Here is a 26,903-nt window from a genome sequence, read left to right on the forward strand (position 1 = left end):
CTAAGGTAAAGAAGCATCTACAACTAAAGTCGCAGTTTTTTTCCGAGTAGTAACAAGAGAGTAAATCCATGTTAAAAAACATTACTTCTTTACAATCTAGTTACAGTAATATGAAATTTTGTTGAAGTGTTTTTAATTCGCCAGAAAAAAAGGTATACTTGTTATAATAACAAAACTAAAAAATTACATTTACATATAAGTTAAAAAAGGAAAGTTGGGGACGTATCAATGAAGAAAGAATCAATGTCACGTATCGAAAGAAGGAAAGCACAACAAAGAAAGAAAACGCCAGTACAATGGAAGAAGAGCACTACTTTATTCAGCTCGGCGTTAATTGTTTCATCTGTAGGAACGCCCGTTGCGTTACTACCAGTGACTGCTGAGGCAACAGAAGAGCAGCCAACAAATGCGGAAGTTGCCCAAGCACCTACTACGGAAACTGGCTTAGTAGAGACACCAACAACAGAAACTACGCCAGGAACTACGGAACAACCGACAACGGATTCGTCAACAACGACTGAATCGACAACTGAATCATCAACAGAAACACCAACAACACCAAGTACCGAGCAACCAACAGTTGATTCAACTACACCTGTGGAATCAGGAACGACTGATTCTTCAGTAGCAGAAATCACGCCAGTAGCTCCTTCAGCAACCGAGTCTGAAGCAGCGCCTGCGGTTACACCCGATGATGAAGTAAAAGTACCAGAAGCTAGAGTAGCTTCTGCGCAAACTTTTTCAGCGTTATCACCGACGCAAAGTCCTTCAGAATTTATTGCCGAGTTAGCTCGTTGTGCACAACCTATTGCGCAAGCCAATGATTTATATGCATCAGTGATGATGGCTCAAGCAATCGTTGAAAGTGGTTGGGGGGCAAGTACGTTATCTAAGGCACCAAACTATAACTTATTTGGGATTAAAGGCAGCTACAATGGACAATCTGTCTATATGGATACATGGGAATATTTAAACGGCAAATGGTTAGTGAAAAAAGAACCTTTCCGTAAATATCCTTCTTATATGGAATCATTCCAAGATAATGCGCACGTGCTAAAAACAACTTCTTTCCAAGCGGGCGTTTACTATTATGCTGGGGCTTGGAAAAGCAATACAAGCTCGTACCGCGATGCAACTGCTTGGTTAACAGGTCGTTATGCGACAGATCCTAGCTACAATGCTAAATTAAATAATGTCATTACCGCATATAACTTAACTCAATATGATACACCATCTTCTGGTGGAAATACTGGGGGCGGAACAGTTAATCCAGGAACAGGCGGCTCGAACAATCAATCAGGAACGAACACGTACTATACTGTAAAATCAGGAGATACCTTGAATAAAATTGCCGCGCAATATGGTGTGAGCGTTGCTAATTTACGCTCATGGAACGGCATCTCTGGCGATTTAATTTTCGTTGGTCAAAAGCTCATCGTGAAAAAAGGTGCTTCAGGTAACACTGGTGGCTCAGGCAACGGTGGTTCTAACAATAATCAATCAGGAACGAACACGTACTATACTGTAAAATCAGGGGATACCTTGAATAAAATTGCCGCTCAATATGGCGTGAGCGTTGCTAATTTACGCTCATGGAACGGTATCTCTGGCGATTTAATTTTCGTTGGTCAAAAGCTCATCGTGAAAAAAGGTGCTTCAGGTAACACTGGTGGCTCAGGCAACGGTGGCTCTAACAATAATCAATCAGGAACGAATACGTACTACACAATTAAATCAGGCGATACCTTGAACAAAATTGCCGCGCAATATGGCGTGAGTGTTGCTAATTTACGCTCATGGAATGGCATTTCTGGCGATTTAATCTTCGCTGGTCAAAAAATTATTGTGAAAAAAGGTACTTCAGGTAACACCGGTGGCTCAGGCAACGGTGGCTCTAACAATAATCAATCAGGAACGAATACGTACTACACAATTAAATCAGGGGATACCTTGAACAAAATTTCTGCACAATTCGGTGTTAGTGTGGCTAACTTACAAGCCTGGAATAACATCAGCGGTAGTTTGATTTTTGCTGGTCAAAAGATTATCGTGAAAAAAGGTGCCAACTCAGGTTCAACGAATACGAACAAGCCTACGAATAATGGTGGCGGTGCGACAACATCCTACACGATTAAATCAGGTGATACGCTGAATAAAATTTCTGCACAGTTTGGCGTGAGTGTTGCTAATCTACGTTCATGGAACGGGATCAAAGGCGATTTAATTTTTGCTGGTCAAACAATCATCGTGAAAAAAGGCGCTTCTGCAGGTGGCAATGCTTCTTCAACAAATAGTGCATCAGGCAAACGCCATACAGTTAAAAGCGGTGATTCACTTTGGGGCTTATCAATGCAATACGGAATCAGCATCCAAAAAATCAAACAATTAAATGGCTTAAGCGGGGATACAATTTATATTGGTCAAACTTTAAAAGTTGGTTAATTTAAGATTGAAAAAAATAGCTATCTTTGGTAACATGAGTCTTATAATAGAAAAAAACAATGAGAAGGAATAGTAGAAAGAACCATGTGATAGAGAGCGTATGGCTGGTGGAAATACGTACAGAAGCTTTTGAACTCGCCTTTAAGTTACTTTTTTGAACAAACCAAGTAGGAAAAGTCGGTGACGATCGTTAAGACGTTTGAGGTTAAGGTGACGGTGACTGACCGTTTCTTTGACGAATTTAGGTGGTACCACGTTGCATTTGTATGTTCACGTCCTATAGGAATTTTTCCTATAGGACTTTTTTTTATCACTAAGTGGCTAGTTTAAGTCAGAATAGTGACAATGGCTGCAGGTGGCAAATTTTAAGAATGAAAAATTTTATATTACTAGGAGGAATAACATGAGCTACAATCACAAAGAGATTGAGAAAAAATGGCAAAAATATTGGGCTAAGAACAATTGTTTCAATACATTGGACGACCCAAATAAAGAAAAATTTTATGCACTAGATATGTTTCCCTATCCATCTGGACAAGGCTTACACGTAGGTCACCCGGAAGGCTATACAGCAACCGATATTCTTTCACGTATGAAACGTGCGCAAGGCTATAATGTGTTGCATCCAATGGGCTGGGATGCGTTTGGTTTGCCAGCAGAGCAATATGCGTTAGATACAGGAAATGACCCAGCTGAATTTACTAAGAAAAATATCGAAACATTCCGTCGCCAAATTAATTCACTAGGATTCAGCTATGATTGGAATCGTGAAATTAATACCACTGATCCTGAATATTACAAATGGACACAATGGATATTTACAAAATTATATGAAAAAGGGTTAGCTTATGAAGCAGAAGTTGCGGTTAACTGGGTACCTGAACTAGGAACTGTTATTTCAAATGAAGAAGTCATTGATGGAAAAAGTGAACGTGGCGGTTATGATGTGGTTCGCCGACCAATGCGTCAATGGATGTTGAAAATTACTGCTTATGCAGATCGCTTATTAGAAGATTTAGAGCTTGTTGATTGGCCAGAAAGTATTAAAGATATGCAACGAAATTGGATTGGACGTTCTGAAGGAGCCAATGTGACCTTTAAAGTCGCTGGCACAGAAGAAAGTTTCACGGTGTTTACAACCCGTCCTGATACCTTGTTCGGTGCAACCTATACTGTTCTAGCTCCTGAACTAGAACTAGTGAAAAAAATTACGACACCTGAACAAACAGCAGCTGTAGAAGCATATATTGAAGAAACCTCAAAAAAATCTGATCTAAATAGAACGGATTTAGCAAAAGAAAAAACAGGTGTTTTCACAGGTGCGTATGCTATAAATCCAGTCAATGGCCAAGAAATTCCAATTTGGATTGGCGATTATGTTTTAGCAAGCTATGGCACAGGCGCAATCATGGCGGTCCCAGCGCATGATGAACGGGATTACGAATTTGCGAAAATATTTGGCATTGATATCCTACCAGTAATCGCAGGTGGCGACATTACAACAGAAGCCTATACAGGTGATGGACCGCATATCAATTCTGATTTCTTAAATGGATTAAACAAAGCAGAAGCCATCGCTAAAATGAATGAGTGGCTAGAAGAAAATCACGTAGGGAAAAAAGAAGTATCTTATCGTTTACGTGACTGGTTATTCTCTCGTCAACGCTACTGGGGTGAACCAATTCCTGTGATCCATTGGGAAGATGGAACAACCACAACGGTTCCTGAATCTGAGTTACCTCTACGTTTACCAGTAACATCGGATATTCGCCCAAGTGGAACTGGGGAATCGCCATTAGCAAACATTGATGAATGGGTCAATGTCGTCGACCCTGAAACTGGCATGAAGGGAAAACGTGAAACGAATACTATGCCACAATGGGCTGGAAGCTCTTGGTATTACTTACGATTCATTGATCCTCATAATAAAAATGAAATTGCTGATTTTGAAAAATTAAAACGTTGGTTACCAGTTGATATCTATATTGGTGGTGCCGAACATGCGGTGTTGCATTTACTTTATGCTCGTTTTTGGCATAAATTCTTATATGATATTGGTGTGGTTCCTACCAAAGAACCTTTCCAAAAATTATACAACCAAGGTATGATTTTAGGAGAAAACAACGAAAAAATGTCTAAATCACGTGGCAATGTTGTAAATCCCGATGATGTGGTGGCTAAATATGGTGCGGATACATTACGTCTTTATGAAATGTTCATGGGCCCATTAGATGCTTCCATTGCTTGGAATGAAAATGGCTTAGAAGGAAGTCGTAAATTCTTAGATCGCGTTTGGCGTCTGATTGTTGATGAAGAAGGCAAAATGCGTGACCGAATTACCACAATTAATGATGGCCGTTTAACGAAAGTTTATCATCAAACGGTTAAAAAAGTGACAGAAGATATGGCAAACTTGCACTTTAATACAGCGATTTCTCAATTAATGGTTTTTGTGAATGAAGCCAATAAAGTGGATGCCTTACCTTATGAATATGTGGAAGGATTTGTCCAATTACTTGCGCCAATCGCGCCACATATTGGTGAAGAACTATGGCAAATTTTAGGTAACGAGGAAAGTTTAACTTATGTCCCTTGGCCAACCTATGATGAAGCAGCCTTAGTAGAAGATGAAGTGGAAGTAGTTTTCCAAGTGAACGGAAAATTACGTGGCAAACAAAATGTCGCTCGTGGGTTAAGCAAAGAAGAATTAGAACAAATTGCAATGAACCATGAAGCTGTTAAAGAATTTATTGAAGGAAAAACAGTGCGCAAAGTGATTGCTGTTCCAGATAAATTAGTAAATATTGTTGCAAATTAAGTTATATGTTTTTATTAAAAAAAGAGCCAGACGTATCAAAACGTCAGGCTCTTTTTAAGGTTGTTTTGTTTTACCTTTTTGATTCATATGTTCTTTACATGTGATTGTTATAACTGAAAGCAAGGCGATGAAGAGAAAAAAATAACCAAGCGGCGTACAGAAAAAGGCGGGTTCTTTTAAAAGTCCATCGCTAGATAATGTTGATCCAACTAAAATAGAGATCATAAATAATAAAAGACTAATCAAGCCAAGAAATAAGCTAATACGATATTTTTTCAACTTCAGTTCCTCCTTTAATGAACTATCACTAAGATAAATCAAAAAGGTTAACTTTTTTTTAGGCAACTGTTAAAACTTAGATAAGAAATCTATTTTCTAAGTTTGTCGTTGTTGGTAATTGGTTAAGATCATACGTGAAAAGGGACCGACAATCAGCAATTGATAAGGAAGGGCAACAATAAAGTTCAGGCCCCAAGCTTGGAAATACACACTTAGTGACAACGTCTGGCCTTCCATTAATAAGCCAAATAAAGACATACAAGTCACCATGCCGATAATCATGAGACTTGAAATGGTCAGAATAAGTAATAGCCGTTTTTCTTTATTAAAGGGTAAAGAAAAAGCGATTTTCTTAGCTAAGACACCAACGATGAAAACGTCTAAAATAAAAGCAACGATAAATCCAGGAAGCAAACCTTTTGATAAGGCGTACAATGAAAATTCTCCATGCAATAATAAATTATAGGTGCTCATTCCGAAAACCATCAGAAAGCACATTAACGTAGTAAAAAGCATTCCTTCTTTTTTATTAGTAGGCATTTTTTTCTCCTTTCATTTATTGAGAGTAATGATTGTTCTAGGCAGAAAAGGACAAATTCTCTCGACTTTTACTAGTGTAGCAAAAATAAAAGTTCTTCATAAGTTAGAATTTGCTAAATTTTCTATGTAAATTTAAAATTATAAAATAGTTGAATTTTGTAATTTTGAATGTTAAATTTAAGTGAAAGATATTCTAAATTACAAAAAAACGTTTTTTTGTAATTTAGAATAAGAAAAGAGGGGTATAATGACATATAAATTACTAAAAGTAGATTTTTATAAAAATAGAGATTCTTTTGAAAAGAAATATCAAGAACGTTTAAATTTTGATTCTACTTTACAAACTAAGTTATTTATCCACCCTTTTGACAAAGAAGAACGGAAAACAAAAGAAACCTATGAGTTATTCTACGTTCCTTTACTTCAACACAGCGTATTACAAGAAAAAATTATGAAAAATTCTCAAGAAATAATGAGATATATACATAAATTACCAAAAATTGTACAAAAAAATATCTTTTTTTATCAATTGATTGAAGAGATACAAAGTACGAATGAAATTGAAGGGGTTAAAAGTTCAAGAAAAGATATTAGCAAAGTTTTACACAAATTAAATGCTAATTCAACTGAAAGATTTCAGGGCATTGTAAACATGTATAAAGGTATCGTGACTGATAAAATGCTAAAAATAGAAACATTAGGTCAATTTAGAGAAATCTATGATGAACTCTTTAAAGCTGATATCCAAGAAGAAGACTATCCAGATGGTTTATTATTTAGGAAATCTGTTGTATATATCAGTGATAAAGACAAAGTTGTTCATCAGGGGAGTTCCAACGAAGAAAGTATTATAGCTGATCTAGAAAAACTTATCCTTTTTATGAATCAATCAGCACTACCAAGCTTACTTAAATGTTGTATCAGTCATTACTATTTTGAGTATATTCATCCCTTCTATGATGGGAATGGACGAATGGGCCGTTTTTTGATGTCTAACTATCTCTCTAGAAAATTGGATCCACTGACAGGATTGACTGTTTCCAATGCCGTAATCCATAATAAGAGAAAATATGAAAAAGCTTTTTCCGAAGTCACAAATCCAAGAAATAGAGGAGAAGTAACTCTTTTTGTTCAGACGATGTATGAATTTATCTTATTAGGACAAACGGAAATTTTAGAAGAGCTGAGAACATGGACTAATCAGTTGAAAAGAGCCACGCAATGGTTAAAACATTCAGAGTTACCTGAAGATGAATGCAGTGTTCTGTTTTTATTAATTCAAGCACATATGTTTAGAAACGGCACCGAAAGTGTATCGATTAAAGAGATTCAAGAAAATCAAAACTGGTCCTACGGAAAAGTTAAGCGAATAACGGAAACATTAGAAAAACAAGCGTATATTCAAGTTCAAGGAAAGAAACCGAAAACGTATCGAATCACTCAACAATTTGAAGAAACAATTGGATAAAAAAATCCTGAAACTCTCGATTTTGAGAGCTTCAGGATTTTTTAGTGGTCAACTTTTAATGATTTGTAACGTCCTCTCCAAACCATTTTTGAGAAATTTTACTAAGGGTGCCGTCTTTTCGTAACGTTTCAAAGGCAGCATTGATTTTTTGGACTAATTGATTGTCTGATTTGCGGACGCCCACAGCAAAATCTTCATTGTCATAGCCGACATGAGAAATAGTATAGTTTTTTAAATTATCTTCGTGGGAAAGATAGTAGTTGGCGTAGACGCGATCGATTAGGAGCCCATCAATTCGGCCAGATTTTAAATCTAAGAAAGCTTCATTAAAGCCGTCATATAAAATAGGTGTTTGGTCTTTAACAAATTTTTTCAAAACGTCAGGCTGACTTTCGAAGCCATCATAGCCAGAAGAGCCGTTTTGAACCCCTAAAATTTTGCCTTGCATGTCGCTCGCTGTTGCAATGTTTTTTTCTTTTAAAGAAACAAGTACTTGGTCGTTCGTCATGTAAGGTTGTGTGAATTGAACTTTTTCGGCCCGCTCGCTCGTTTTAGTGTAGCCGTTCCAAATAAGATCAATGGTTTGATTTTGTAATTCTGTTTCTTTCATAGACCAATCAATCGGTTGGAAGTCAACGGAAATGCCATAAAGTTTAAAAACCGCTTTGGCTAAGTCGACATCAAAGCCGACAATTTTGCCTGCTTTATCTTGAAAACCCATGGGCACAAAGGAGTCATCTAAGCCAATAATAATCCGTTTTTCTTTGTTAATCCGTGTCCATTGATCTTCGTTGCTTTTTCTTTTACCACAACCTGCAAATAGGAGTAAACTACAACAGATAACCAGCAAGGCTAAAGAATATTTCTTTTTCATCATAAACTCCTTTCTATTGGACGGGGGCAACCGTCAAAAGATTGTCTGCAATTTTTTCAGCGAAAGCCATATCGTGGGTCACGACAATCTGTGTCATGCCTTGTTTCCGTAAATCTAAAATAACTTCTTCCACTTGTTGACGTAAAGCTGGATCTAGCGCGCTCGTTGGTTCATCGTACCCAAGAACTTTTGGCTTCATTGCTAAGGCACGAGCAAGTGCAACTCGTTGTTTTTGTCCACCAGAAAGTTGGTACGGATAGAGTTTTTCTTTACCAGCCAAGCCCAATTTTTCCAGTAATTCTAAAGCTTCTTGCTGACTTTTTGCTTTTTCTTCTTTTAGTACTAATGTAGGTGCTAAGGTAATGTTTTCTAAAACTGATAAGTGAGGGAAAAGTTGGAAATCCTGGAAAACGACCCCAACCACTTGATCGGCATTGTCCATTTCAGCAGGATTGAAAGGAACACCATCCAACAAAAGCTCACCAGAATCAATGGTTTCTAAACCAGCCAAACAACGAAGTAAAGTGGTTTTTCCGCCGCCTGAAGGACCAACAATCGTTAAAATTTTACCCTCTGGAATTTCTAAATTTAAGTGATCAATAATGGTCCGGTTGTCAAAATGTTTGGTTAAATTTTTAATAGTTAACATGGTAGAGTCCTCCTATTTATAATATTGATAGAATTTTTCAATTTTCTTAGAAGCAACAGTCAAAATTGCCGTAAAGAGTAAATAAATCACTCCCACTAAAGCTAATGGCACTAATGTAACATCGCGGCTCATGGCAATTTTACCAGCACGCAAAAGATCGCCTAAGCCAAGAACATAAATAAGAGAAGTATCCTTGACCAAATTGATAATTTCATTTCCTACGGAAGGCAGCACGATTTTAACAACTTGTGGCAAAATAATCCGCGTGACTGTTTGAAAACGTGTTAAACGTAAAACCTTAGCAGCTTCATATTGACCTTGGGGAATTGCTTGAATCCCCCCGCGAAAAATTTCAGCAAAGTACGCAGCATAATTTAAAATAAATGCGAATAAGGCCGCATCATAACGTTCAAAAACAATACCAATTAATGGTAAGCCGTAAAAAACAAAAATTAATTGTAACAATAGCGGAGTGCCGCGCATTAACCAAATGTAGAGGTTAATTAAGTAACGTAAAGGTTTAAACGAACTTTGTAAAATAAAGGCAATGATGATCCCCAGTGGAATCGAGCCAAGGAGCGTAAAGAAAAAGACTTTCAGTGTCATGCCAGCTCCGCTAACTAAAGCAGGTAAAATTTCTAAAATATAATCCATCATTTTTTCCTCCAACAATTTTTATTAAAAAACAAAAAAGCCTCTTGGCTGTGAGCCAAGAGGACGAATCGCATTCGTGGTGCCACCTCAATTTACTTATCTTTCACAAGATAAGCCTTATGTAGTTGCGTTGACAACTACTCTCTGTTAACGATAGAGTCACCGGTTTTTCTTACTAAAGGATTCAGAAAAACATCTTTTAGGTGTGAGCAAAGAAGAATCCATCTTTTTCTTTCAGCCAATGAAAAAGTCTCTGTAAAGGAAGAGCTAAATTACTATGTCCTAAGCCTTGATTGTAAGTATGAAATTGTTCGAACGGAACAGAAAACCTGTTGCTTTTCTAGAGTATCCCATTGAGCATATAGAAAAGGGGACAACAGACAGGAGCGGTTGAGGCATTCTCTCAGTTTGAAAAGCGCATCTAAAAAAACAAAAAAGTCCTTTGGCTGACTAGCCAAAGGACGAATAATCAATTATCGTGGTTCCACCTTAGTTTATTCGTGTTTCGCAACACGAACCTTATGAAGTTCATAACTTCGCCTGTTAACGAGTGGTCCCGGACTTTCCTACTAAGGGTTCAAAAAGTCAACTCCCAGATGTGGTTCGCTGTTTCTTTACGTCTTTTTCCACCAACCAAAGACTCTCTTCACTAAAGGAAACAGTTACTCTTCTGTTCTCTGTTTTTCAATACTTTACCACCAGAAAAAATATCTGTCAACTCTTATTCTTAAAAAAATATTTTTCTTTCAAAAAGTAAGTGCTGAAAAAGGACAAATGTATGGAAAATCATGTAAAATATAGATAAGTTGTTTGAACAGAAGGAGGAGTTTTGGTATGAAACAGAAAAAGTGGTTAATCGGACTTGTTGCACTGGGCTTGGTTTTAGCAGCATGTGGAAGTGGCGGTTCGAAAACGACCTCGAATGAAGCATCTACACAGAAAATTAACGTCGCATCTGGCGGTGAACTCTCGACATTAGACAGCGCTCATTATACAGATGTCTATAGTTCCGATATGATTGGTCAAGTAGTTGAAGGCTTGTATCGACAAGATAAAAACGGAGATCCTGAGCTAGCTATGGCGAAAGCAGAGCCACAAGTTAGTGAAGACGGGTTAGTCTATACATTCAAGTTACGAGAAGCAAAATGGACAAACGGGGATCCAGTTAAAGCAGGGGATTTTGTAGTTGCGTTTAGAAACGTGGTCGATCCAGCGTATGGTTCAAGTAGCAGTAATCAAATGGATATTTTTAAAAATGGGCGTGCGGTGCGGGAAGGACAAGCCACGATGGAAGAATTTGGTGTCAAAGCAATCGATGACCAGACACTAGAACTAACATTGGAAAATCCAATTCCTTATTTAGCCCAAGTCTTAGTTGGAACACCTTTTATGCCTAAAAATGAAGCCTTTGCCAAAGAAAAAGGTACTGCCTATGGGACTTCTGCAGATAATTTTGTTGGCAATGGGCCGTTTGTAATTTCAGGTTGGGATGGCAATTCCGAAACTTGGAAATTGAAGAAGAATAATCATTATTGGGATAAAGAACACGTAAAATTGAATGAAATTGATGTTCAAGTAGTGAAAGAAATTGGCACAGGAGCCAATCTTTTTGATAATGGCGACTTAGATTACACTGTTTTAGCAGATACTTATGCACTTCAGTATAAAGAGTCAAAACAAGCACATTTTGTACCTAAAGCCATGGTAGGTTATTTAAGTCCCAATCATCGCCGTGAAATTACTGGCAACGAACATGTTCGAAAAGCTTTTTTACAAGCGATTGACAAAGAAACTTTTGCAAAAGAAATTTTAGGAGATGGCTCGACAGCTTTAAATGGTTTTGTACCAGCTAATTTTGCAAAAAATCCAGATACAGGTGAAGATTTCCGCAAAGAAAATGGTGATTTATTGCCATATAATATTAAAGAAGCCCAAGCTAACTGGACCAAAGCGAAAGAAGAATTGGGCAAAGATAAAATTGAATTGGAACTAATCTCAGCGGACTCAGCGATTGCCAAGAAAACCATTGAATTTGTTCAAGGGCAATTGCAACAAAATTTACCAGGTTTAACAATCAAATTAAAATCATTGCCTTTGCAAAATCGTTTGGATTTACAAACAGCAGGTAATTACGATTTAGCCTTTGGAACATGGACACCTGATTATGCTGATCCCATTAACTTTTTAGAATTTTATGACTCAAAAAGTGGCTTAAATACTTCTGGTTATAACGATTCAGCGTATGATGCGGGTCTCCAAAAAGTTAGAAAAGATTACGCCAATGAACCTGAAAAACGCTGGAATGAATTACTAAGTTTAGAAAAAACATTAATTGAAAAAGATGCCGGTGTTTTACCACTATTCCAAGGAGCCATTGGTTACTTGAAATCAGATCGCTTACAAGGTTTGCAAGTATTTTCTTTTGGTCGCACAGTATCCTATCGTTTAGCTTATGTAGAAGAATAAATTGACTTCTGAAAAGTCCTATCTTTTGAAAAAGTCTGCTTTCTGTTTTATCCTTAAAGAAGGAAAATTAACTAAAAAAATCAACTATGAAAGGTAGGTTTTTCAAATGTTTAGCTTTCTATGGGCATTAATTGTCGGAGGAATTATTGGCGCAATTGCTGGCGCAATTTTAGGAAAAGACGTGCCAGGTGGCATTATTGGAAATATTATCGTGGGCTTTTTAGGAAGTTGGGTAGCATCACTCTTGTTGCCTTCTTTAGGACCAGTCATCGGCGGGTTTCCAATTATCTCAGCGTTGCTAGGAGCGATTATCTGTATCGCAATTTACTCTTTTATTGTAAACCGCAAGGCGTAAAATTGTATCAAAATGATATCTTGAAAAGCATCATAAAACTTGTGAAGGTTAATCAGACCATTACTTTTGATGTCTTTTCTCTCATATTTTAAGTCTATGACAAAAATCTCTTTGGATTTTTGTCATAGACTCTTTTTTTTAAAAATATTTATTATGAGAATTTCCTGCGTTAGACTGCTTATTTTTCATTTATTATTCATTTTTGATAAAGGAAGTTTTGTTGGATAAAGTGAATAGCTCAAGGCTCAACAAAAATAAAGAAAAAATTAATATGTTAAGTTTGGGGAAGTTGAAATTCTGCTCTCATAATACGCCGTTTTATTCATTAAACGATAGTTGAAAAAAATAAGTGCCCTTGTTATTCTTTGAATTAAACTAATGGGGGCGAAAAGCATGGAATCGTTAAAAAGTAATCTTTTTTTGACCAGAGAAGCATATTTGGAAGCTTTTGAAACAATCATGACACCTTTAAAAACGGCTATTTTAACATCAGAAAAACCTGGCGTAAATTTTGGGTCCAGTGGTGCTGTCTATGATCAGCAACATGCTGAAATGGAAGCGCTCATTCGACCATTATGGGGAATTGGACCGTATTGGGTTACTTGTAAAGATGATGTTTTAAGAGATGCTTATGTGGAAAAATTAATCGCAGGAACTGATCCGTCATCCCAAGACTATTGGGGCGATATTGTTGATTATGATCAATATATTGTGGAAGCAGCAGCATTATCTTTAACTTTATTGCTTCATAAGACATATTTTTGGTCCTGTTTTTCTGAGAAACAGCAAGAAAATATCATGGTTTGGTTAAATAAGGCACTTGGTTGTAAAATTCCTAAAAATAATTGGACGTTTTTCAAAGTGCTCATTCGTTTAGCACTCGAGGGATGTGGACAAGTGATTAACCAAGCGGAACTAGAGGAAGAATTGGCGTTGATTGAACGCATGTATTTAGGTGATGGTTGGTATATGGATGGTAAAACTACGCAAAGAGATTATTATATTTCGTTTGCTTTTCATTATTATAGTTTGATTTATGTCAAATTTATGCGAGAAAGAGATCCTATTCGTGCGAAACGTTTTACAGAACGAGCCGTTATGTTCGCGCAGGACTATCTGTACTATTTTGATGAGGAGGGCGAAGCGTTACCTTACGGACGTAGTCAAACGTATCGGTTTGCTCAAGGAGCATTTTTCGCAGCTTTGATATTTGCAGAAGTAGAGGCGTTACCTTTGGGACAAATAAAAACGCTGTTAGCAAAACATTTACACTGTTGGATGCAACAGACTATTTTCACTTATGATGGTCGGTTGTCCATTGGCTATCATTACGAAAATTTAGTAATGGCAGAAGGTTATAACGCACCAGGCTCTCCGTATTGGGCCTTTAAAACATTTTTGTTGCTCGCTGTGGATCAAGACCATCCGTTTTGGCGTGCTGAACCGCTGGCGATAAAACGAGAAGAAAAGCGTTTGATAGAAAAGGGAAACATGTTATTAATCCATCCTAAAATGAAAACGCATGTCCTCGGCTATCCTGCAGGACTATGGCTTGAAAATCAAGCGCATGCTGCGGCTAAATATAGTAAATTTGTCTATTCTAGCCGCTTTGGTTTTAGCGTTCCCAAAGCTGGTGCGCGTTATGAGGAGGGGGCTTTTGATAACGTATTGGCTGTTTCTCGTGATGGTGAATATTTTCGTGTTAAAGGGAAAGTTCATGATTTTTATTTAACAGAGGAGCAAGTTTATTATAAATGGCTACCTTTTCAAGAAGTAGAAATTGAAACAACCATTTATCCTTTTGGAGAATGGCATGTTAGAGTACATGAAATAGTGACATCGGTTCCATTAAAAGTGCGCGAAGGAGGATTCAGTCTACCGTTACTTGGAAAATTTTCAGAAAAAGAACTTGGTAAAGAGTGGGCTAGAGTCGATTCAGGAGAATTGTGTTCGCAAATAGTTACAATTGAAGGATATGACCACGCAGGTATTCTTCAACCTGAACCCAATACATCGTTGTTTTTCCCAAGAACAAGTTTACCTTATTTACAAAAAGAGCTACCAATAGGAACGCATCGCCTGATTTGTTTGGTAGGCGGTGTGACAAGGGAGGAATAAAAAATGATAAAAATCGAATTGAAAAATAAAGACAATCAGATTATTACTGGCCGAATCGATCACGAGAAGCCAGAAGCGCCATTCATGGCGGAGGGAGACACGTTAGCGGTACTAGCAATTAAACAGTACCTTTATCAAGTTGGCGATAAAATTGTAGTGACTTATACAGGGGCTACCCCTTATTTGATGGTTCAATTAGATGAAACTTTGGCTCCTTCATTGATTTATCTGAAAGAAAAAGTTTGGGAATATCAAATTCCATTAGAAGAATCTGCTCGAAAAGCTTTTGTTGATACGGCCTTTCATTCAGCAAGGCACCAAATAATGGTTCGACAAGCGCACACGTTTGAAAAAGACAATTATCAAAATCTTTCTATGAATACACATGACCAAAAAGAATATTCAGGAGCCTATCCCCATGCATATGCAAACGTTGAAACGAGAGACGATGCTGTTTTCTTTGCGAAAAATGCTATTGATTCTAAGTTTGGTAACCTTTCTCATGGCTCGTATCCATTTGCTTCTTGGGGAATTAACCAACAAAAGGAGGCACAGTTAACGATTGACTTTGGCAGGCCTGTAGAAACGGACTGGATCCGCTTGCTATTTCGGGCGGATTACCCACATGATAGCTATTGGGAGGAAGTCACTTTAGCTTTTTCAGATGGAGAGGAACGAGTAGTTGCCACAACGAATACCGCCTGTTTTCAAGAAATAAAGTTCCCAATGAAAACAACACAAACTTTGACATTAAAATGCTTACGAAAAGCGCTGGACTCTTCTCCATTTCCAGCGTTGACCCAAATTGAAGTATTCGGTCGGAATAAATAACAAGAGGTCGGGACAGAACCGTTTAGCTTCGAGAAATAAGAAGAAATTTCCGAAAATTGATCTTTGATTTTTGGAGAATTTCGGCTTATTTCCGAAGGAGTTGGTTCTGTTCCCGCCGTTTATCAGTTTTTGAGCGTGGAGCAAAAATCCAAAGTGATTTTTGTCCCACGCTCTTGTTTTTAAGAGAAATAATCAAGAAAGGTCGCTTTTTATTTTCTTTTACGTTATAATACAATAAGTTAATATGTTAACAAGTTAAGGAGTGTTGGAGATGTGTAGTCAAGAAAATAAACAAAGACTGATCTCTCTAGGAGAAAATGTCACAGATGAATGGATTCAAACGCAATTAAATGAATGCGTTTCAAAAATTGCTAAAAATATGCAGCGTTTCGGAACACAGTTTCCTTCAGCTTGTGCTACGAATGGTCGATATCGTCTCAAAGCTAACGATGATTGGACCAATGGCTTTTGGACAGGCATGCTTTGGCTGGCATATGAGTGGTCTCACCAAGAAAAATTTCGTTTACTGGCAATGGAAAATATTGACAGCTTTCAACAACGATTAGAGGAGCATTTTGTTTTGGACCACCATGACATTGGTTTTTTATATAGTCTATCGGCGGGTGCTGGGTATAAAATTACCGGTGATGAGCGCTGTAAACAAGAAGTGCTAGCTGCCGCTGAAGTATTGTCAGCACGATTCCAAGAAAATGGCTCCTTCATTCAAGCGTGGGGCCATTATGGTGATCCCAAAGAATATCGATTAATTATCGACTCATTAATGAATTTACCGCTTTTATTTGAAGCAACTAAATTATCTGGAAATAGGATTTATGAGGAAATTGCCTCACGTCACTATCATACGTTAATGAAAACGGTGATTAAATACGATGCGACAACTTATCATACCTATTATTTTGATCCAGAAACAGGCAAACCAAAACATGGAGCTACGCATCAAGGACATAGTGATACTTCCATTTGGGCACGAGGCCAAAGTTGGGCAATTTTAGGGATTCCCCTAAACGAAACATTTCTCCATTCCCAACCATTTCCAGAAATTTATCCACAAATAGTGGAGGTTTTTCTAGCTCATTTGTCAGCAGATTTAATTCCCTATTGGGATTTTGATTTTAATGACCAAATGCCATCTGACAAAGATAGCTCGGCACTGGCAATTGCGGCATGTGGTTTATTGGAAGCAGACAAACTACAGGCTTTTCCTCAAGCGAAAGAGCTTGCCAAAGGAATGATTTATCAATTAGGAGAATATTATCGTACGCAAAATGATTCCGAAAATGAAGGACTGCTACTCCATGGTGTTTACGCACATGCAGAAGGAAAAGGGATTGATGAACCCAATTTATGGGGCGATTATTTTTACATGGAAGCCTTAATGCGTTTAGCAAAACCATCATGGCAAAGATACTGGTAAAGGGGAAAAATGATGCAAACGTTTGAGATTAAAGAAGACTTTTTATTAAATGGACAACCAATAAAAATTATTAGCGGGGCGATTCATTACTTTCGAATGACACCTAGCCAATGGGAAGATAGCCTCTATAATCTGAAAGCTTTAGGAGCTAATACAGTAGAAACCTACATTCCTTGGAATATTCATGAACCAGAAGAAGGCGTATACGATTTTGAAGGAATGAAAAACATTGAAGCATTTGTCCGCTTGGCAGAAAAACTGAATTTACTAGTTATTCTGCGTCCTTCGGCTTATATTTGTGCAGAATGGGAGTTTGGTGGCTTACCAGCATGGCTTTTGAAAGAAAAAGGTGTGCGATTACGTTCGACAGATCCTATTTTTATGACTAAAGTTCGTAACTATTTTCAAGTATTATTGCCTAAACTAGCACCGCTGCAGATAACACAAGGTGGACCAGTGATCATGATGCAGGTTGAAAATGAATATGGGTCCTATGGCATGGAGAAAGCGTACTTGCGACAAACCAAGCAGATAATGGAAGAACTGGGGATTGAGGTTCCTCTTTTTACATCTGATGGCGCTTGGGAAGAGGTTTTGGATGCGGGGACGTTAATTGAAGAGGATGTTTTTGTGACAGGAAATTTTGGTAGTCATTCGAAAGAAAATGCTGCCGTTTTGAGAAAATTTATGACTCGTCATGGTAAAAAATGGCCATTGATGTGCATGGAATACTGGGATGGGTGGTTCAATCGTTGGGGTGAACCAGTGATTCAGCGAGAAGGTACCGACTTGGCGAAAGAAGTAAAAGATATGCTGGCAGTGGGTTCTTTAAATCTCTATATGTTTCATGGAGGAACAAATTTCGGCTTTTATAACGGGTGTTCGGCGCGAGGTGCAAAAGATTTACCTCAAGTCACTAGCTATGATTATGATGCTTTATTAACAGAAGCAGGAGAACCAACAGAAAAATATTATGCCGTTCAAAAAGCAATTAAAGAAGTATGTCCAGAAGTTTGGCAAGCACAACCACGCACGAAAAAACTGGGAAATTTTGGAAGCTTTCCAGTAACTGCTAGCGTATCCTTATTCGCAGTAAAAGATCAAATGATGACACCGAAGACCACCGCGTATCCATTAAGTATGGAAGAAGCTGGCTCAGGCTATGGCTACTTGCTTTATTCGTTTGATTTAAAAAATTATCATCATGAAAATAAACTAAAAGTGGTTGAGGCCAGTGATCGTTTACACATTTATGTAGATGGAGATTTAGCTGCTACCCAATATCAAGAGACAGTGGGAGAAGAGCTACTGATTTCAGGGCAAACTGAAAAAGACACACTTGCGTTAGATATCTTAGTGGAAAATTTAGGTCGCGTTAATTATGGCTTTAAATTAAATAATCCGACACAAAGTAAAGGAATTCGAGGTGGAGTGATGCAAGACATTCATTTTCACCAAGGCTATCAACACTATCCCTTAACTTTTTCACAAGAGCAATTAGCCAAGATTGATTACACAGCTGGAAAAAATCCATTGCAGCCTTCATTTTATCAAGTAACATTTGAATTAGAACAGCTAGCAGACACGTATATTGACTGTCGAGGCTACGGCAAAGGATTCGTTGTGGTCAATGGTCATCATCTAGGTCGTTATTGGGAAATAGGACCCATTCATTCGCTGTATTGTCCCAAAGAATTTTTACAGCAAGGACAAAATGAAGTAGTAATTTTTGAAACAGAGGGAATTGACATTGATTACTTGAAATTTACGAATCAAGTAATCATAGACTAAAAAAATAGAAGTAGAAGCTGAAATTTATTCGGCTTCTACTTCTATTTTGGTTTTGAAATATTTCCAATGTTTATAACTAATAATATATTCAGCAACACTACCATCTGCGAGATAGGAATGTTTAACTTGTTTAACAGCGGGTTCACGAAAACTTAATTGAAGTAAGTTCAATAACTCAGCATCTTCGGGAAAGACAATTTCATTTGTTTCTACAGAAGCTAACGAGAAGAGGTCTACTGAAAAATCTTTACGGACTCGTTCATACACACTTGCATAAGCTGTGAGGTCCTTTGAGAGCGGCTCTTTAACAAGCTTTTTGGGAAGATGTGTGATATGTACGAGAAAGGGTGTATCTTCAGAATAGCGTACACGCTTGATTCTATAATAAGAAGCGTTAGCTGGTAAGCCTAATTCCTTTAAAATTTCGGCTTGATTTTCTTCTTCAATTGAAAGGACTTTAACTTTTTCAGAGTCTAAAGAATGCAACTCGATATCAGAAAATTTTACATTTTGAGAAACTTTTGATTTCGAAACAAAGGTCCCTTTTCCTTGGATACGATACAAGTAACCTGCACTGGTTAGCTCATTCAGTGCTTTGACAGCTGTGATAGAACTAACAGCATATTTTCGTTTAATATCGGCTTCAGAATAAAATTTATCACCAGGAATAAAGGTATGATTTTTTATTTCACGTAAAAGGTCTTGTTTAATTTGTTCATATTTAGGTAACATGCGATTGCCTCCATTCTAGTAATCGAATGAATTAAGCATAACATGTTAACTAGCCTTTAGCAAACACTTTGAAAAAGAGGAAAGACAATTTTTATTTAAAGAATTCAAAAAAATAAATTCAATATATTAAGATATTAGGTTTACGGATAACTTAGTATGTGTTATAGTAAGTTCGTAGAGAACATAACATGTTAAGTAGGGTCACCTACATCTAGGGAGGGAAACTCGTGGAAAACATTGTACTAATTAGTCATGGTAGCATGGCTGAAGGCGTCAAAGTTAGCTTAGAAATGATCGTTGGTCGGCAAGAACACGTGCATACAGTCTCATTACGACCAGATAGCGACAATCTTCAATTTGAGAAAGAGCTAAATGAAAAAATGAAAGCCCTTAACGGTACGACACTGATTATTGCTGATTTACTAGGAGGAACGCCATGTAACGTGGCAACTAAGAATTATTTGAACGTTGACGGAGTGGAAATTATTGCAGGGATGACACTCTCTGTTGTGATTGAAGCAGTGGTTAATCAACAGGCTTCGATTAAAGAATTAGTTTGTTTAGCACAAGAAAATATTGTTGATGTAAAGGCTGGAATGAATCAAGCAGAACAAGAGATTTCAGAAGCCAGTAAAGAAAAAGAGTTAAGTAACTATAGTCAATATGTTGGAAAAGAAAATATTGTAAACACACGGATTGATGAACGGTTAATTCATGGACAAGTAGCGGGAATTTGGTCGACAAGTCTTAGTACACAGCGAATAATTGTAGCCAATGATGAGGCGGCTACAGATCCTTTACAAAAATCATCTTTGAGAATGGCAGCGCCTTCTTCGATGCGTTTATCTGTTCTTGGAGTAGAGGCTGCCGCTAAAAATATTCAATCAGGAAAATATGGTAAACAGCGTTTATTTTTATTATTTAAAAATCCGAAAGATGTGCTCCGCTTTATCGAAGCGCAAGGGCCTATCAAAACTGTAAATGTTGGGAATATGAGTTACAAAGAAGGAGCACGCGAAGTAACAAAAAGTATTCAAGTTTTACCAGAAGAAGAACAAATTTTTGAAACAATTGCTTCAAAAGGCGTCACTGTGACAGCCCAATTAGTTCCAAACGATCCAGTCGTTGATTTTATGAAAAAATTACGCGGCTAAAACTGTCAGACTAAGAAAGAATATTTTTAAATTTAGGAGGAAATTTCAATGCATTTAGCAGCGTATCAAATTATTTTAATTACTATTTATGCGTTTATTGCTATTAATGACTCACTTATTTCAAATACGTTGACGCAACCAGCTATTGCTGGAATGATTTCTGGAATGATTATGGGAGATTTAAAAACTGGTTTAATGGTTGGCGGCACTCTTCAATTAATGCGTTTAGGAATTGCTGCTTTTGGTGGAGCATCGGTACCTGATTATTTCACAGGGGCTGTTTTAGGAACCGCTTTCGCTGTAATCTCTGGAAAAGGAGCGGAGTATGGTATTGGCTTAGCTGTTCCTGTTTCTCTGTTGATGTTGCAACTAGATGTAGTGGCCCGTTTTTGTAATGTCTTTTTACTTCATAGTGTCGATAAAGCGATTGATAAGATGCAAGTAAAACGGATTCCACGCTTAGTTTTATCTGGTTCTGTTCTATGGGGACTGTCTCGTGCCATTCCGATTTTATTAATGTTATTAGCGGGGGATGCTGTAGTAACAACGATTACCGATAACATGCCAGAATGGCTAATGACGGGCTTAAAAACAGCTGGAGGAGTATTACCTGTTGTCGGTGTAGGGATTTTATTACGTTACTTGCCAACGAAGCAATATATCCCCTATTTACTATTAGGCTTTTTCTTAGCGGCTTATTTAAAAGTTCCAATGTTAGGTGTTTCGATAGTTGGGATGGTAGCAGCGATGCTTGTATTTAAACGTGATGGGGCAAAAAGCACGACACAAGCAACAACAGGAAATGGTGATTTTGAAGGAGGATATGACGGCGATGAGTAAGCATAAACTGACAAAAAAAGAATTAAATGCAATTAGCTGGCGTTATATTTTAGGAAGCCAATTAAACTGGAACTATGAACGTATGATGAGTTCAGGATATTTATACGGCATCTTACCTGTTTTAAAAAAATTCTATGGTCATGATGAAGCACAATTTCAAGATATGATGCGCACACACAATCAATTTTTTAACACCAATGCTATTTTTGGGAATTTAATTATGGGGATTGATGTTGCGATTGAAGAGCAAGATGGCTATAAAGCGAAAGAAACAATTATTGCGCTAAAAACAGCTCTGATGGGTTCTTTGGCAGGCGTTGGAGACTCTTTATTCCACGTTATTTGGGGGACGATTTTCGGCTCTGTTGCAGGGACACTGGCTCAAAATGGTTCGGTGGTTGGCTGTGTTATTTGGATTATTGCAAATATTGCACTATTGTTTGGTCGGGCCGCGCTCTTACCACTTGGTTATAAGCAAGGGGTCAAACTAGTGACGACCTTAAAAGACAAGTTATCTGCCTTTACGAATGCAGCAACTGTTCTTGGTGTGACTGTGATTGGTGCCTTAATTCCTTCAGTTATCAAGGCGACAGTTCCTTTTGTTTATAAAAAGAACGGGGTCGAATTAGTTATTCAAGATACGTTAGATGCAATTTTACCTTCCTTAGTTCCAATCTTACTTGTTCTTTTAACTTATTGGATGTTAGGTCAAAAGAAATTAAATTCCACACGAGTGATTTGGATTATTTTAATTTTATCGATTGTTTTGAGTGCCTTTGGTATTTTGGCGTAAAAAGTATATTAAGTGATTTTCAGAGAGTCGGAGAGTGTAGAAAGTATTTTTCTTCACTCTTTTTCTCTAATTCGGATGTAAGCGTTTTACGATAATTTTTTAGGAGGAGAAAGAATGAAAAACAGGAAAATATGGGTAATGCTGGTCGGACTGTTTACTGCTTTGACGAGTGGATTTATGGGAACCACCCTTACTTTTGCAGAAGAAAACGAAGCGAGCCAAACGATTGAGCAACCCTCTTACATTTCAGATTTCCCCAATCAAGTTGGGCATTGGCAAGATTTGGTGGGAACAGCAGAAAAAAAGAATGATTCTGCTGGTTTATGGATCGCAAACACGAAGCAAGGGACAAACCTCGAATCTGTCTCTATCAATCTTGATGCACGCGAACAATCTTCAGGAGATCTTGAACTAACCTTTTTATATGAAGGACAAAGTAACTTTGGATTGGTTTTTCGCGGAGATAAACAAAAGACGAGTCAATGGCAATCTTTTGCTTATAATCGTGACGGTCGCTGGCAATTAGGACAACCAGGCGGTAAATGGCTAACTAATATTCCGGGACCAACATTACTAAGTGGCCAACAATATAAACTGCTGGTTCGCTATGACGGAAAAAAAATTCAGACATTCCTGAATGATCAATTATTTTATGAAAATGAAGAGGTTCATTATCCTGATGGTACGTCCATTAATGATGACTGGACGGGCGCTGTAGGAATTAGACTATTTGGTAATCTATCAAAGCTGAATATCATTTCTATGAAAAGTGGCTCCGTTGGTAGCATTCCTGTTATCGATTCATCTGCAGAATACCGAGGATTAAAAGAAAAATGGCGAAATCAGCTTGTTTCCAAAGAATATGATTCAACTAACCAAGCGCTTGTAGACTACGTCCAAAAAATCTCCAATGAAGCAACAGAACTCGATCAAACGATAAATAAAGAGCCGAACCGCAGCTATTTATGGCCACTAGAGCCTGGCAATACGCCATCTGCTGATTTAACGACTCAATTTACCAAATTGCAAAAATTAGCGTTAGCCTATGGAACGAAGGGGAGTACGCTTTACCAAGATGACAAATTGGCAGCAACCATTATTGATGGCTTAGATTTTATGGTAACGCAAAAAGGATATGATGGGAAAAAGTACCATGGAAATTGGTGGGACTGGCAAATTGGTGTGCCACAGAAGTTTCTTAATATTCTAATGATTTTAGAGGATAAAGTTTCTCCGGAAAAGCAACAAATCTATACAAATGCGCTGAGCAGTTATGTCCCAGATCCATTTAAACAGTTGTATACAAAACCACAAGGAACGTTTGTGGATTTAGCTTTTATCCCAAATTTTGTGACATCAGGAGCGAACCGAACGGACTTAGCTTTAACTGTTTTGGGGTTAGGAATTTTACAAAAGGATAGCGGGAAAATTAACCAAGCATCCAGTAGTATCGTCGATGTATTTAAATTAGTCACAAAAGGTGATGGTTTTTACCAAGATGGTTCTTTTATCCAGCACAATAACATTCCTTATACAGGTTCGTATGGAAATGTTTTGGTGAAAGGGGTTGGACAAATTTTGGCCATTACAGCAGATTCATCTTTTCAAATGGATGCAACTCTTGTGACAGAATTTGTTGAAAATGTTGATCGGGCCTTTCTTCCTTTGATTTATAAAGGAGAAATGCTACCAACTGTGAATGGCCGTTCCATCTCAAGAGCCCCAGCAGTTGGAAAAACAGGCTATGGCTCAACTACCATGTATAATTTATTAATTGTGGCTAAATTTGCTCCTAATAATTATCAAAAGAAATTTCAAGAAGCCGTTAAATATTGGATGAAGGAGAACCCAGATTATTATTTGACAAATGCTCGTGATTTTAATGATTTACAGATGACTATGCAACTTTTAACTAATCCAGAAATTACGGGAGGGCAACTTCCTTTTACAGGCACGAAACTTTATGCTTCGATGGATCGATTTGTCCAACGAACACCTAGTTATATGTTTGGGCTAGGCTTGTATTCAAAGCGCACTGCATCTTTTGAAGCAGGGAATAAAGAAAATAAACGTGGCTGGCACACTGGTGACGGAATGATGTACGTATATAATGATGACGAGGTTCAATTTAATTCCAGCTATTGGCCAACTGTAGATCCCTATCGACTACCAGGAACAACGGTAGATACCATTTCTTTGGCAGATGAAGTTTCAGCATTTACAACAATCACATCGAAAGAGCAATGGGTTGGTGGAGTAACGTCAGACAATCAGGCAGTAGTTGGGATGGCTCTTAATAAAGACGGGACCAAAAATAATGGGAAACTTTTACCTATGAACCTACAAGCTAAAAAATCTTGGTTTGTATTAAATGGGCAAATTATCGCATTAGGCGCAGGAATTAAAGGGGATACAGAAGCTTCGATTGAGACAGTTGTTGATAATCGTTTGTTAAATGATGCCTATCAGTATCAAGTGCTATCAAATATTGGGGAGATTCATGAGAAAAATGAAACGAGTAAAAAACAATGGTTATTACTAAAGTCGGATCATTCCAATGCTAATATGGGTTATTATTTTCCAGAAGAAACAACGGTAAATGTTAAAAGTGAAACTAGAAAAGGAACCTATAAAGCAATTAATGAAGCATTTCCAAGTGATAAAGAATATGTAGGTGATTATCGAACATTTACGATTCAACATGGTCAACACCCAACGAACGAGCATTATGCTTATGTAGTTTTACCAGGAATCGATGAAACTGATTTAAAAACATATGCTGCCAAAAAAACAGTAGAAGTTCTCTCAAATACAGAAGAAATTCAAGCAGTTAAGCAAGAAGAAGAAGGCTATCTTGGGGTTAACATTTGGTCAGAAACTGGCGGTACAATAGCAGGGATTACCTCAAATAAAGCTATTTCTTTAATGAGAAAGACACAACAACACCGAAAAACGTATACTTTCTCTGATCCCACACAAACAACTAAGACACTGACTTTAAAAATACCAAAAGATTACAGCACAGTAATTAGTCAAAGTGACGGAATCACTTATGATGATGCAACAGAAACCTTTACTATTAATTTTGAAAATGCCGCAGGAAGTAGTAAACAAATTATTGTAGAATAACTAAAAGAAATTAAAGTAGCCTCAAATTCCAGTTTAATCGGAATTTGAGGCTACTTTGTTGAAATTATTTAAGATTCTAACATTTCTGCAGGTAATAAAATCGTTTCACGATGGCCATCATCAAAAGCAAAAATTCGCGACGGATATGCCGTAGAATAACTAAATGGTAAGTCGATTGCCATTTCTACTGAACTATTTTCCTGAGAAAAATGGACAGTCACTTTGCCATTATTGTTCAACAAATCAAAGTGAAGTAAGTCGTTTAAAGGGATAACCCCTTTTAGATTTAAGTCAATAATCAACCAAATACTATCAATTAAGCCACTAGGTAAGCTGGAAACAACACCTAATGAAGCATAGCGGCTACGGTCACTATCAAAACGTTCAAACATATGGATGACCTCCTTTTTGTTTACTTACTTTTAGTATACTGCAAATTTAAAAAAAAGAAATTGTTTCGTTTGAAAATATTGCGTAGATTAGCAAAAATTTAATATTCCTCTGTAGCTTCCTAGCTTTGCAGGTGTCATCATTTATGTGAAGAAATCAAGACATGCAGTAAAAAGAAAATGGGACGTACGTTGTTTCAACGTACGTCCCATTTCTAAAACTTAAGAGAATCAGCTGAACAAAAGTGTACTCTTTATTCGGCTAATTCTGGTTCAGTCGTTTCAGCAGCTGTTCCTTCTTCTTCTTCAGGAGCAGTTTGTGCTTCAACAATAGCAACTAGTTGTTCTTCTGGATCAGTTAAAATTTCATAGTCTTTGTGTTCAGGTAAATCAGCGATTGTAAGAGCATCACCAATTTCTAAGTTTGTAATATCTACTTCAATTGATTCTGGCAATTTATCTGGTGTGGCTGCCACTAAAACAGTGTACAAGTTTTGAGCTAAGGTACCCCCAGCTTTCACACCTGCAGATTCACCAATTAATTGAACTTCTGCTTCGACTTCTGTTGTTTCTTTCATATTTACAGATAAGAATTCAACATGAAGCATTTGACCAGTAAAGGTATCTAATTGTGCTTTTGACATTAATGTGTTGATGTTTTTCCCATCAACTGTCATTTTAATAACGGTGTTAGCACCATGTTCGCGTAAAATTTTTGATAAGTCTTTTTCTTCAAAATAGATTGGTGTACTTTCAATTTGGTAACCGTAAACAATGGCAGGTACTTTCCCTTCGTGACGTAGCTGATTTCTTAGTGAACGTGGACGGATAGCTCTTTCTTTAACTTCTAATTGTACTGACATAACCTAATTCCTCCTTGAAATAATGAGTGATTTGGTTAAACTCAGAAACAAAACATAATGGAAAAAAGAAACTCTTTTTTCAGTTGTTCTTGTCTAGAAAAATGCTAACAATAATCAAAAAATCCCCACAAATATTGCCAGGCAACACTCATGGGAATGGTTCATTGTTATCGTTGTTCTCTCCCAGGTCATTACGCTGTTTTTGAGAAACCTTTATTTACTTTACATATTAACCGTAACACTTATATTTTTATACGTCAAGGAATTACCTTTTTCTACTTTT

At 37.3% G+C, this 26,903-nt stretch carries 21 protein-coding genes and 3 other annotated features; of the genes, 13 read left to right on the plus strand and 8 right to left on the minus strand.

The genetic code is table 11. From position 1 onward, the window contains the following. Window positions 1-228: 228 nt before the first annotated feature. Both IGJ24_RS02770 and leuS read left to right on the plus strand, forming a co-directional pair. Complete coding sequence (locus IGJ24_RS02770; protein WP_438775351.1) at window positions 229-2,442, plus strand: autolysin; 2,214 nt, start codon at window positions 229-231, stop codon at window positions 2,440-2,442. Window positions 2,443-2,492: 50 nt separating this feature from the next. Next, window positions 2,493-2,725: a binding site (T-box leader), on the plus strand. Between the two features lie 120 nt (window positions 2,726-2,845). Next, complete coding sequence (leuS, locus tag IGJ24_RS02775) at window positions 2,846-5,260, plus strand: leucine--tRNA ligase (protein WP_289865439.1); 2,415 nt, start codon at window positions 2,846-2,848, stop codon at window positions 5,258-5,260. Window positions 5,261-5,314: 54 nt separating this feature from the next. On the opposite strand, the gene IGJ24_RS02780 is transcribed toward leuS, so the two are convergent. Next, on the minus strand, window positions 5,315-5,539 hold the full coding sequence (locus tag IGJ24_RS02780) for a DUF3955 domain-containing protein (protein ID WP_002383054.1): 225 nt from the start codon (window positions 5,537-5,539) through the stop codon (window positions 5,315-5,317). A gap of 96 nt (window positions 5,540-5,635) precedes the next feature. Next, the gene (locus IGJ24_RS02785) at window positions 5,636-6,079 is read right to left on the minus strand and encodes a DUF2798 domain-containing protein (protein WP_289865440.1); all 444 of its coding nucleotides are present in this window, start codon (window positions 6,077-6,079) and stop codon (window positions 5,636-5,638) included. Between the two features lie 247 nt (window positions 6,080-6,326). On the opposite strand from IGJ24_RS02785, the gene IGJ24_RS02790 reads away from it, so the two are divergent. After that, the gene (locus IGJ24_RS02790; RefSeq protein WP_002376018.1) at window positions 6,327-7,547 is read left to right on the plus strand and encodes a Fic family protein; all 1,221 of its coding nucleotides are present in this window, start codon (window positions 6,327-6,329) and stop codon (window positions 7,545-7,547) included. 55 nt (window positions 7,548-7,602) lie between these two features. On the opposite strand, the gene IGJ24_RS02795 is transcribed toward IGJ24_RS02790, so the two are convergent. Genes IGJ24_RS02795 through IGJ24_RS02805 form a run of 3 tightly spaced genes read right to left on the minus strand, consistent with a single transcriptional unit; the run spans window position 7,603 to window position 9,727 of the window. Beyond that, the gene (locus tag IGJ24_RS02795) at window positions 7,603-8,424 is read right to left on the minus strand and encodes an amino acid ABC transporter substrate-binding protein (protein ID WP_289865441.1); all 822 of its coding nucleotides are present in this window, start codon (window positions 8,422-8,424) and stop codon (window positions 7,603-7,605) included. A 10-nt stretch (window positions 8,425-8,434) separates the two neighbouring features. Continuing rightward, window positions 8,435-9,070 carry an amino acid ABC transporter ATP-binding protein gene (locus IGJ24_RS02800; RefSeq protein ID WP_002355681.1) on the minus strand — a complete coding sequence of 212 codons (636 nt, stop codon included), beginning with the start codon at window positions 9,068-9,070 and terminating at the stop codon, window positions 8,435-8,437. A 12-nt stretch (window positions 9,071-9,082) separates the two neighbouring features. Beyond that, complete coding sequence (locus IGJ24_RS02805) at window positions 9,083-9,727, minus strand: amino acid ABC transporter permease (RefSeq protein WP_002383057.1); 645 nt, start codon at window positions 9,725-9,727, stop codon at window positions 9,083-9,085. A gap of 53 nt (window positions 9,728-9,780) precedes the next feature. After that, window positions 9,781-10,023, minus strand: a binding site (T-box leader). 155 nt (window positions 10,024-10,178) lie between these two features. Further along, window positions 10,179-10,411 (minus strand) — a binding site (T-box leader). A gap of 147 nt (window positions 10,412-10,558) precedes the next feature. Between IGJ24_RS02805 and IGJ24_RS02810 the strand changes: the two genes are divergently transcribed. From IGJ24_RS02810 to IGJ24_RS02835, 6 genes are all read left to right on the plus strand, one after another. Further along, complete coding sequence (locus tag IGJ24_RS02810; RefSeq protein ID WP_289865442.1) at window positions 10,559-12,190, plus strand: peptide ABC transporter substrate-binding protein; 1,632 nt, start codon at window positions 10,559-10,561, stop codon at window positions 12,188-12,190. Between the two features lie 106 nt (window positions 12,191-12,296). Then, a complete protein-coding gene (locus tag IGJ24_RS02815) occupies window positions 12,297-12,545 on the plus strand; it encodes a GlsB/YeaQ/YmgE family stress response membrane protein (protein WP_002355684.1) in 249 nt (82 codons plus the stop codon). A gap of 378 nt (window positions 12,546-12,923) precedes the next feature. Next, window positions 12,924-14,663 (plus strand): DUF2264 domain-containing protein, encoded by a 1,740-nt coding sequence (locus tag IGJ24_RS02820; RefSeq protein ID WP_289865443.1) that lies wholly within the window; start codon window positions 12,924-12,926, stop codon window positions 14,661-14,663. Window positions 14,664-14,666: 3 nt separating this feature from the next. Then, window positions 14,667-15,494 carry a hypothetical protein gene (locus IGJ24_RS02825; RefSeq protein WP_002391333.1) on the plus strand — a complete coding sequence of 276 codons (828 nt, stop codon included), beginning with the start codon at window positions 14,667-14,669 and terminating at the stop codon, window positions 15,492-15,494. Window positions 15,495-15,765: 271 nt separating this feature from the next. Continuing rightward, a complete protein-coding gene (locus IGJ24_RS02830) occupies window positions 15,766-16,929 on the plus strand; it encodes a glycoside hydrolase family 88 protein (RefSeq protein ID WP_289865444.1) in 1,164 nt (387 codons plus the stop codon). A 12-nt stretch (window positions 16,930-16,941) separates the two neighbouring features. Then, window positions 16,942-18,720: a glycoside hydrolase family 35 protein gene (locus tag IGJ24_RS02835; protein WP_289865445.1), complete on the plus strand. Its 1,779-nt coding sequence runs from the start codon at window positions 16,942-16,944 to the stop codon at window positions 18,718-18,720. Window positions 18,721-18,744: 24 nt separating this feature from the next. Here IGJ24_RS02835 and IGJ24_RS02840 read toward each other — a convergent pair whose 3' ends face one another. Beyond that, complete coding sequence (locus IGJ24_RS02840) at window positions 18,745-19,452, minus strand: GntR family transcriptional regulator (protein WP_002366233.1); 708 nt, start codon at window positions 19,450-19,452, stop codon at window positions 18,745-18,747. A 260-nt stretch (window positions 19,453-19,712) separates the two neighbouring features. Here IGJ24_RS02840 and IGJ24_RS02845 point away from each other — a divergent pair, with 260 nt between their 5' ends. From IGJ24_RS02845 to IGJ24_RS02860, 4 genes are all read left to right on the plus strand, one after another. After that, window positions 19,713-20,606 (plus strand): PTS mannose/fructose/sorbose transporter subunit IIAB, encoded by an 894-nt coding sequence (locus IGJ24_RS02845; protein WP_002407978.1) that lies wholly within the window; start codon window positions 19,713-19,715, stop codon window positions 20,604-20,606. Between the two features lie 48 nt (window positions 20,607-20,654). Continuing rightward, window positions 20,655-21,446: a PTS mannose/fructose/sorbose/N-acetylgalactosamine transporter subunit IIC gene (locus tag IGJ24_RS02850; protein WP_002358771.1), complete on the plus strand. Its 792-nt coding sequence runs from the start codon at window positions 20,655-20,657 to the stop codon at window positions 21,444-21,446. After that, complete coding sequence (locus tag IGJ24_RS02855; protein WP_002383066.1) at window positions 21,439-22,239, plus strand: PTS system mannose/fructose/sorbose family transporter subunit IID; 801 nt, start codon at window positions 21,439-21,441, stop codon at window positions 22,237-22,239. The genes IGJ24_RS02850 and IGJ24_RS02855 overlap by 8 nt, the downstream gene beginning before the upstream one ends. 114 nt (window positions 22,240-22,353) lie before the next feature. Beyond that, a complete protein-coding gene (locus tag IGJ24_RS02860) occupies window positions 22,354-25,368 on the plus strand; it encodes a polysaccharide lyase 8 family protein (RefSeq protein ID WP_438775352.1) in 3,015 nt (1,004 codons plus the stop codon). Window positions 25,369-25,436: 68 nt separating this feature from the next. On the opposite strand, the gene IGJ24_RS02865 is transcribed toward IGJ24_RS02860, so the two are convergent. Then, entirely contained in the window at window positions 25,437-25,760 is a 324-nt protein-coding gene (locus IGJ24_RS02865; protein ID WP_002355697.1) for a DUF960 domain-containing protein, read from the minus strand. Window positions 25,761-26,011: 251 nt separating this feature from the next. Next, on the minus strand, window positions 26,012-26,620 hold the full coding sequence (locus tag IGJ24_RS02870) for a 50S ribosomal protein L25/general stress protein Ctc (protein WP_002358773.1): 609 nt from the start codon (window positions 26,618-26,620) through the stop codon (window positions 26,012-26,014). Between the last annotated feature and the right edge of the window lie 283 nt (window positions 26,621-26,903).

It is taken from the genome of Enterococcus sp. DIV0546, assembly GCF_051712785.1.
GTDB classification, from domain to species: Bacteria; Bacillota; Bacilli; order Lactobacillales; family Enterococcaceae; genus Enterococcus; species Enterococcus faecalis.

Coding starts and splice junctions, on each gene's coding strand:
- IGJ24_RS02830 (WP_289865444.1), top strand. CDS start 15,766: ATGTGTAGTCAAGAAAATAAACAAAGACTGATCTCTCTAGGAGAAAAT.
- IGJ24_RS02805 (WP_002383057.1), bottom strand. CDS start 9,727: ATGATGGATTATATTTTAGAAATTTTACCTGCTTTAGTTAGCGGAGCT.
- IGJ24_RS02845 (WP_002407978.1), top strand. CDS start 19,713: ATGGCTGAAGGCGTCAAAGTTAGCTTAGAAATGATCGTTGGTCGGCAA.
- IGJ24_RS02825 (WP_002391333.1), top strand. CDS start 14,667: ATGATAAAAATCGAATTGAAAAATAAAGACAATCAGATTATTACTGGC.
- IGJ24_RS02865 (WP_002355697.1), bottom strand. CDS start 25,760: ATGTTTGAACGTTTTGATAGTGACCGTAGCCGCTATGCTTCATTAGGT.
- IGJ24_RS02790 (WP_002376018.1), top strand. CDS start 6,327: ATGACATATAAATTACTAAAAGTAGATTTTTATAAAAATAGAGATTCT.
- IGJ24_RS02850 (WP_002358771.1), top strand. CDS start 20,655: ATGCATTTAGCAGCGTATCAAATTATTTTAATTACTATTTATGCGTTT.
- IGJ24_RS02860 (WP_438775352.1), top strand. CDS start 22,354: ATGAAAAACAGGAAAATATGGGTAATGCTGGTCGGACTGTTTACTGCT.
- leuS (WP_289865439.1), top strand. CDS start 2,846: ATGAGCTACAATCACAAAGAGATTGAGAAAAAATGGCAAAAATATTGG.
- IGJ24_RS02795 (WP_289865441.1), bottom strand. CDS start 8,424: ATGATGAAAAAGAAATATTCTTTAGCCTTGCTGGTTATCTGTTGTAGT.
- IGJ24_RS02815 (WP_002355684.1), top strand. CDS start 12,297: ATGTTTAGCTTTCTATGGGCATTAATTGTCGGAGGAATTATTGGCGCA.
- IGJ24_RS02855 (WP_002383066.1), top strand. CDS start 21,439: ATGAGTAAGCATAAACTGACAAAAAAAGAATTAAATGCAATTAGCTGG.
- IGJ24_RS02870 (WP_002358773.1), bottom strand. CDS start 26,620: ATGTCAGTACAATTAGAAGTTAAAGAAAGAGCTATCCGTCCACGTTCA.
- IGJ24_RS02770 (WP_438775351.1), top strand. CDS start 229: ATGAAGAAAGAATCAATGTCACGTATCGAAAGAAGGAAAGCACAACAA.
- IGJ24_RS02800 (WP_002355681.1), bottom strand. CDS start 9,070: ATGTTAACTATTAAAAATTTAACCAAACATTTTGACAACCGGACCATT.
- IGJ24_RS02840 (WP_002366233.1), bottom strand. CDS start 19,452: ATGTTACCTAAATATGAACAAATTAAACAAGACCTTTTACGTGAAATA.
- IGJ24_RS02810 (WP_289865442.1), top strand. CDS start 10,559: ATGAAACAGAAAAAGTGGTTAATCGGACTTGTTGCACTGGGCTTGGTT.
- IGJ24_RS02820 (WP_289865443.1), top strand. CDS start 12,924: ATGGGGGCGAAAAGCATGGAATCGTTAAAAAGTAATCTTTTTTTGACC.
- IGJ24_RS02785 (WP_289865440.1), bottom strand. CDS start 6,079: ATGCCTACTAATAAAAAAGAAGGAATGCTTTTTACTACGTTAATGTGC.
- IGJ24_RS02835 (WP_289865445.1), top strand. CDS start 16,942: ATGCAAACGTTTGAGATTAAAGAAGACTTTTTATTAAATGGACAACCA.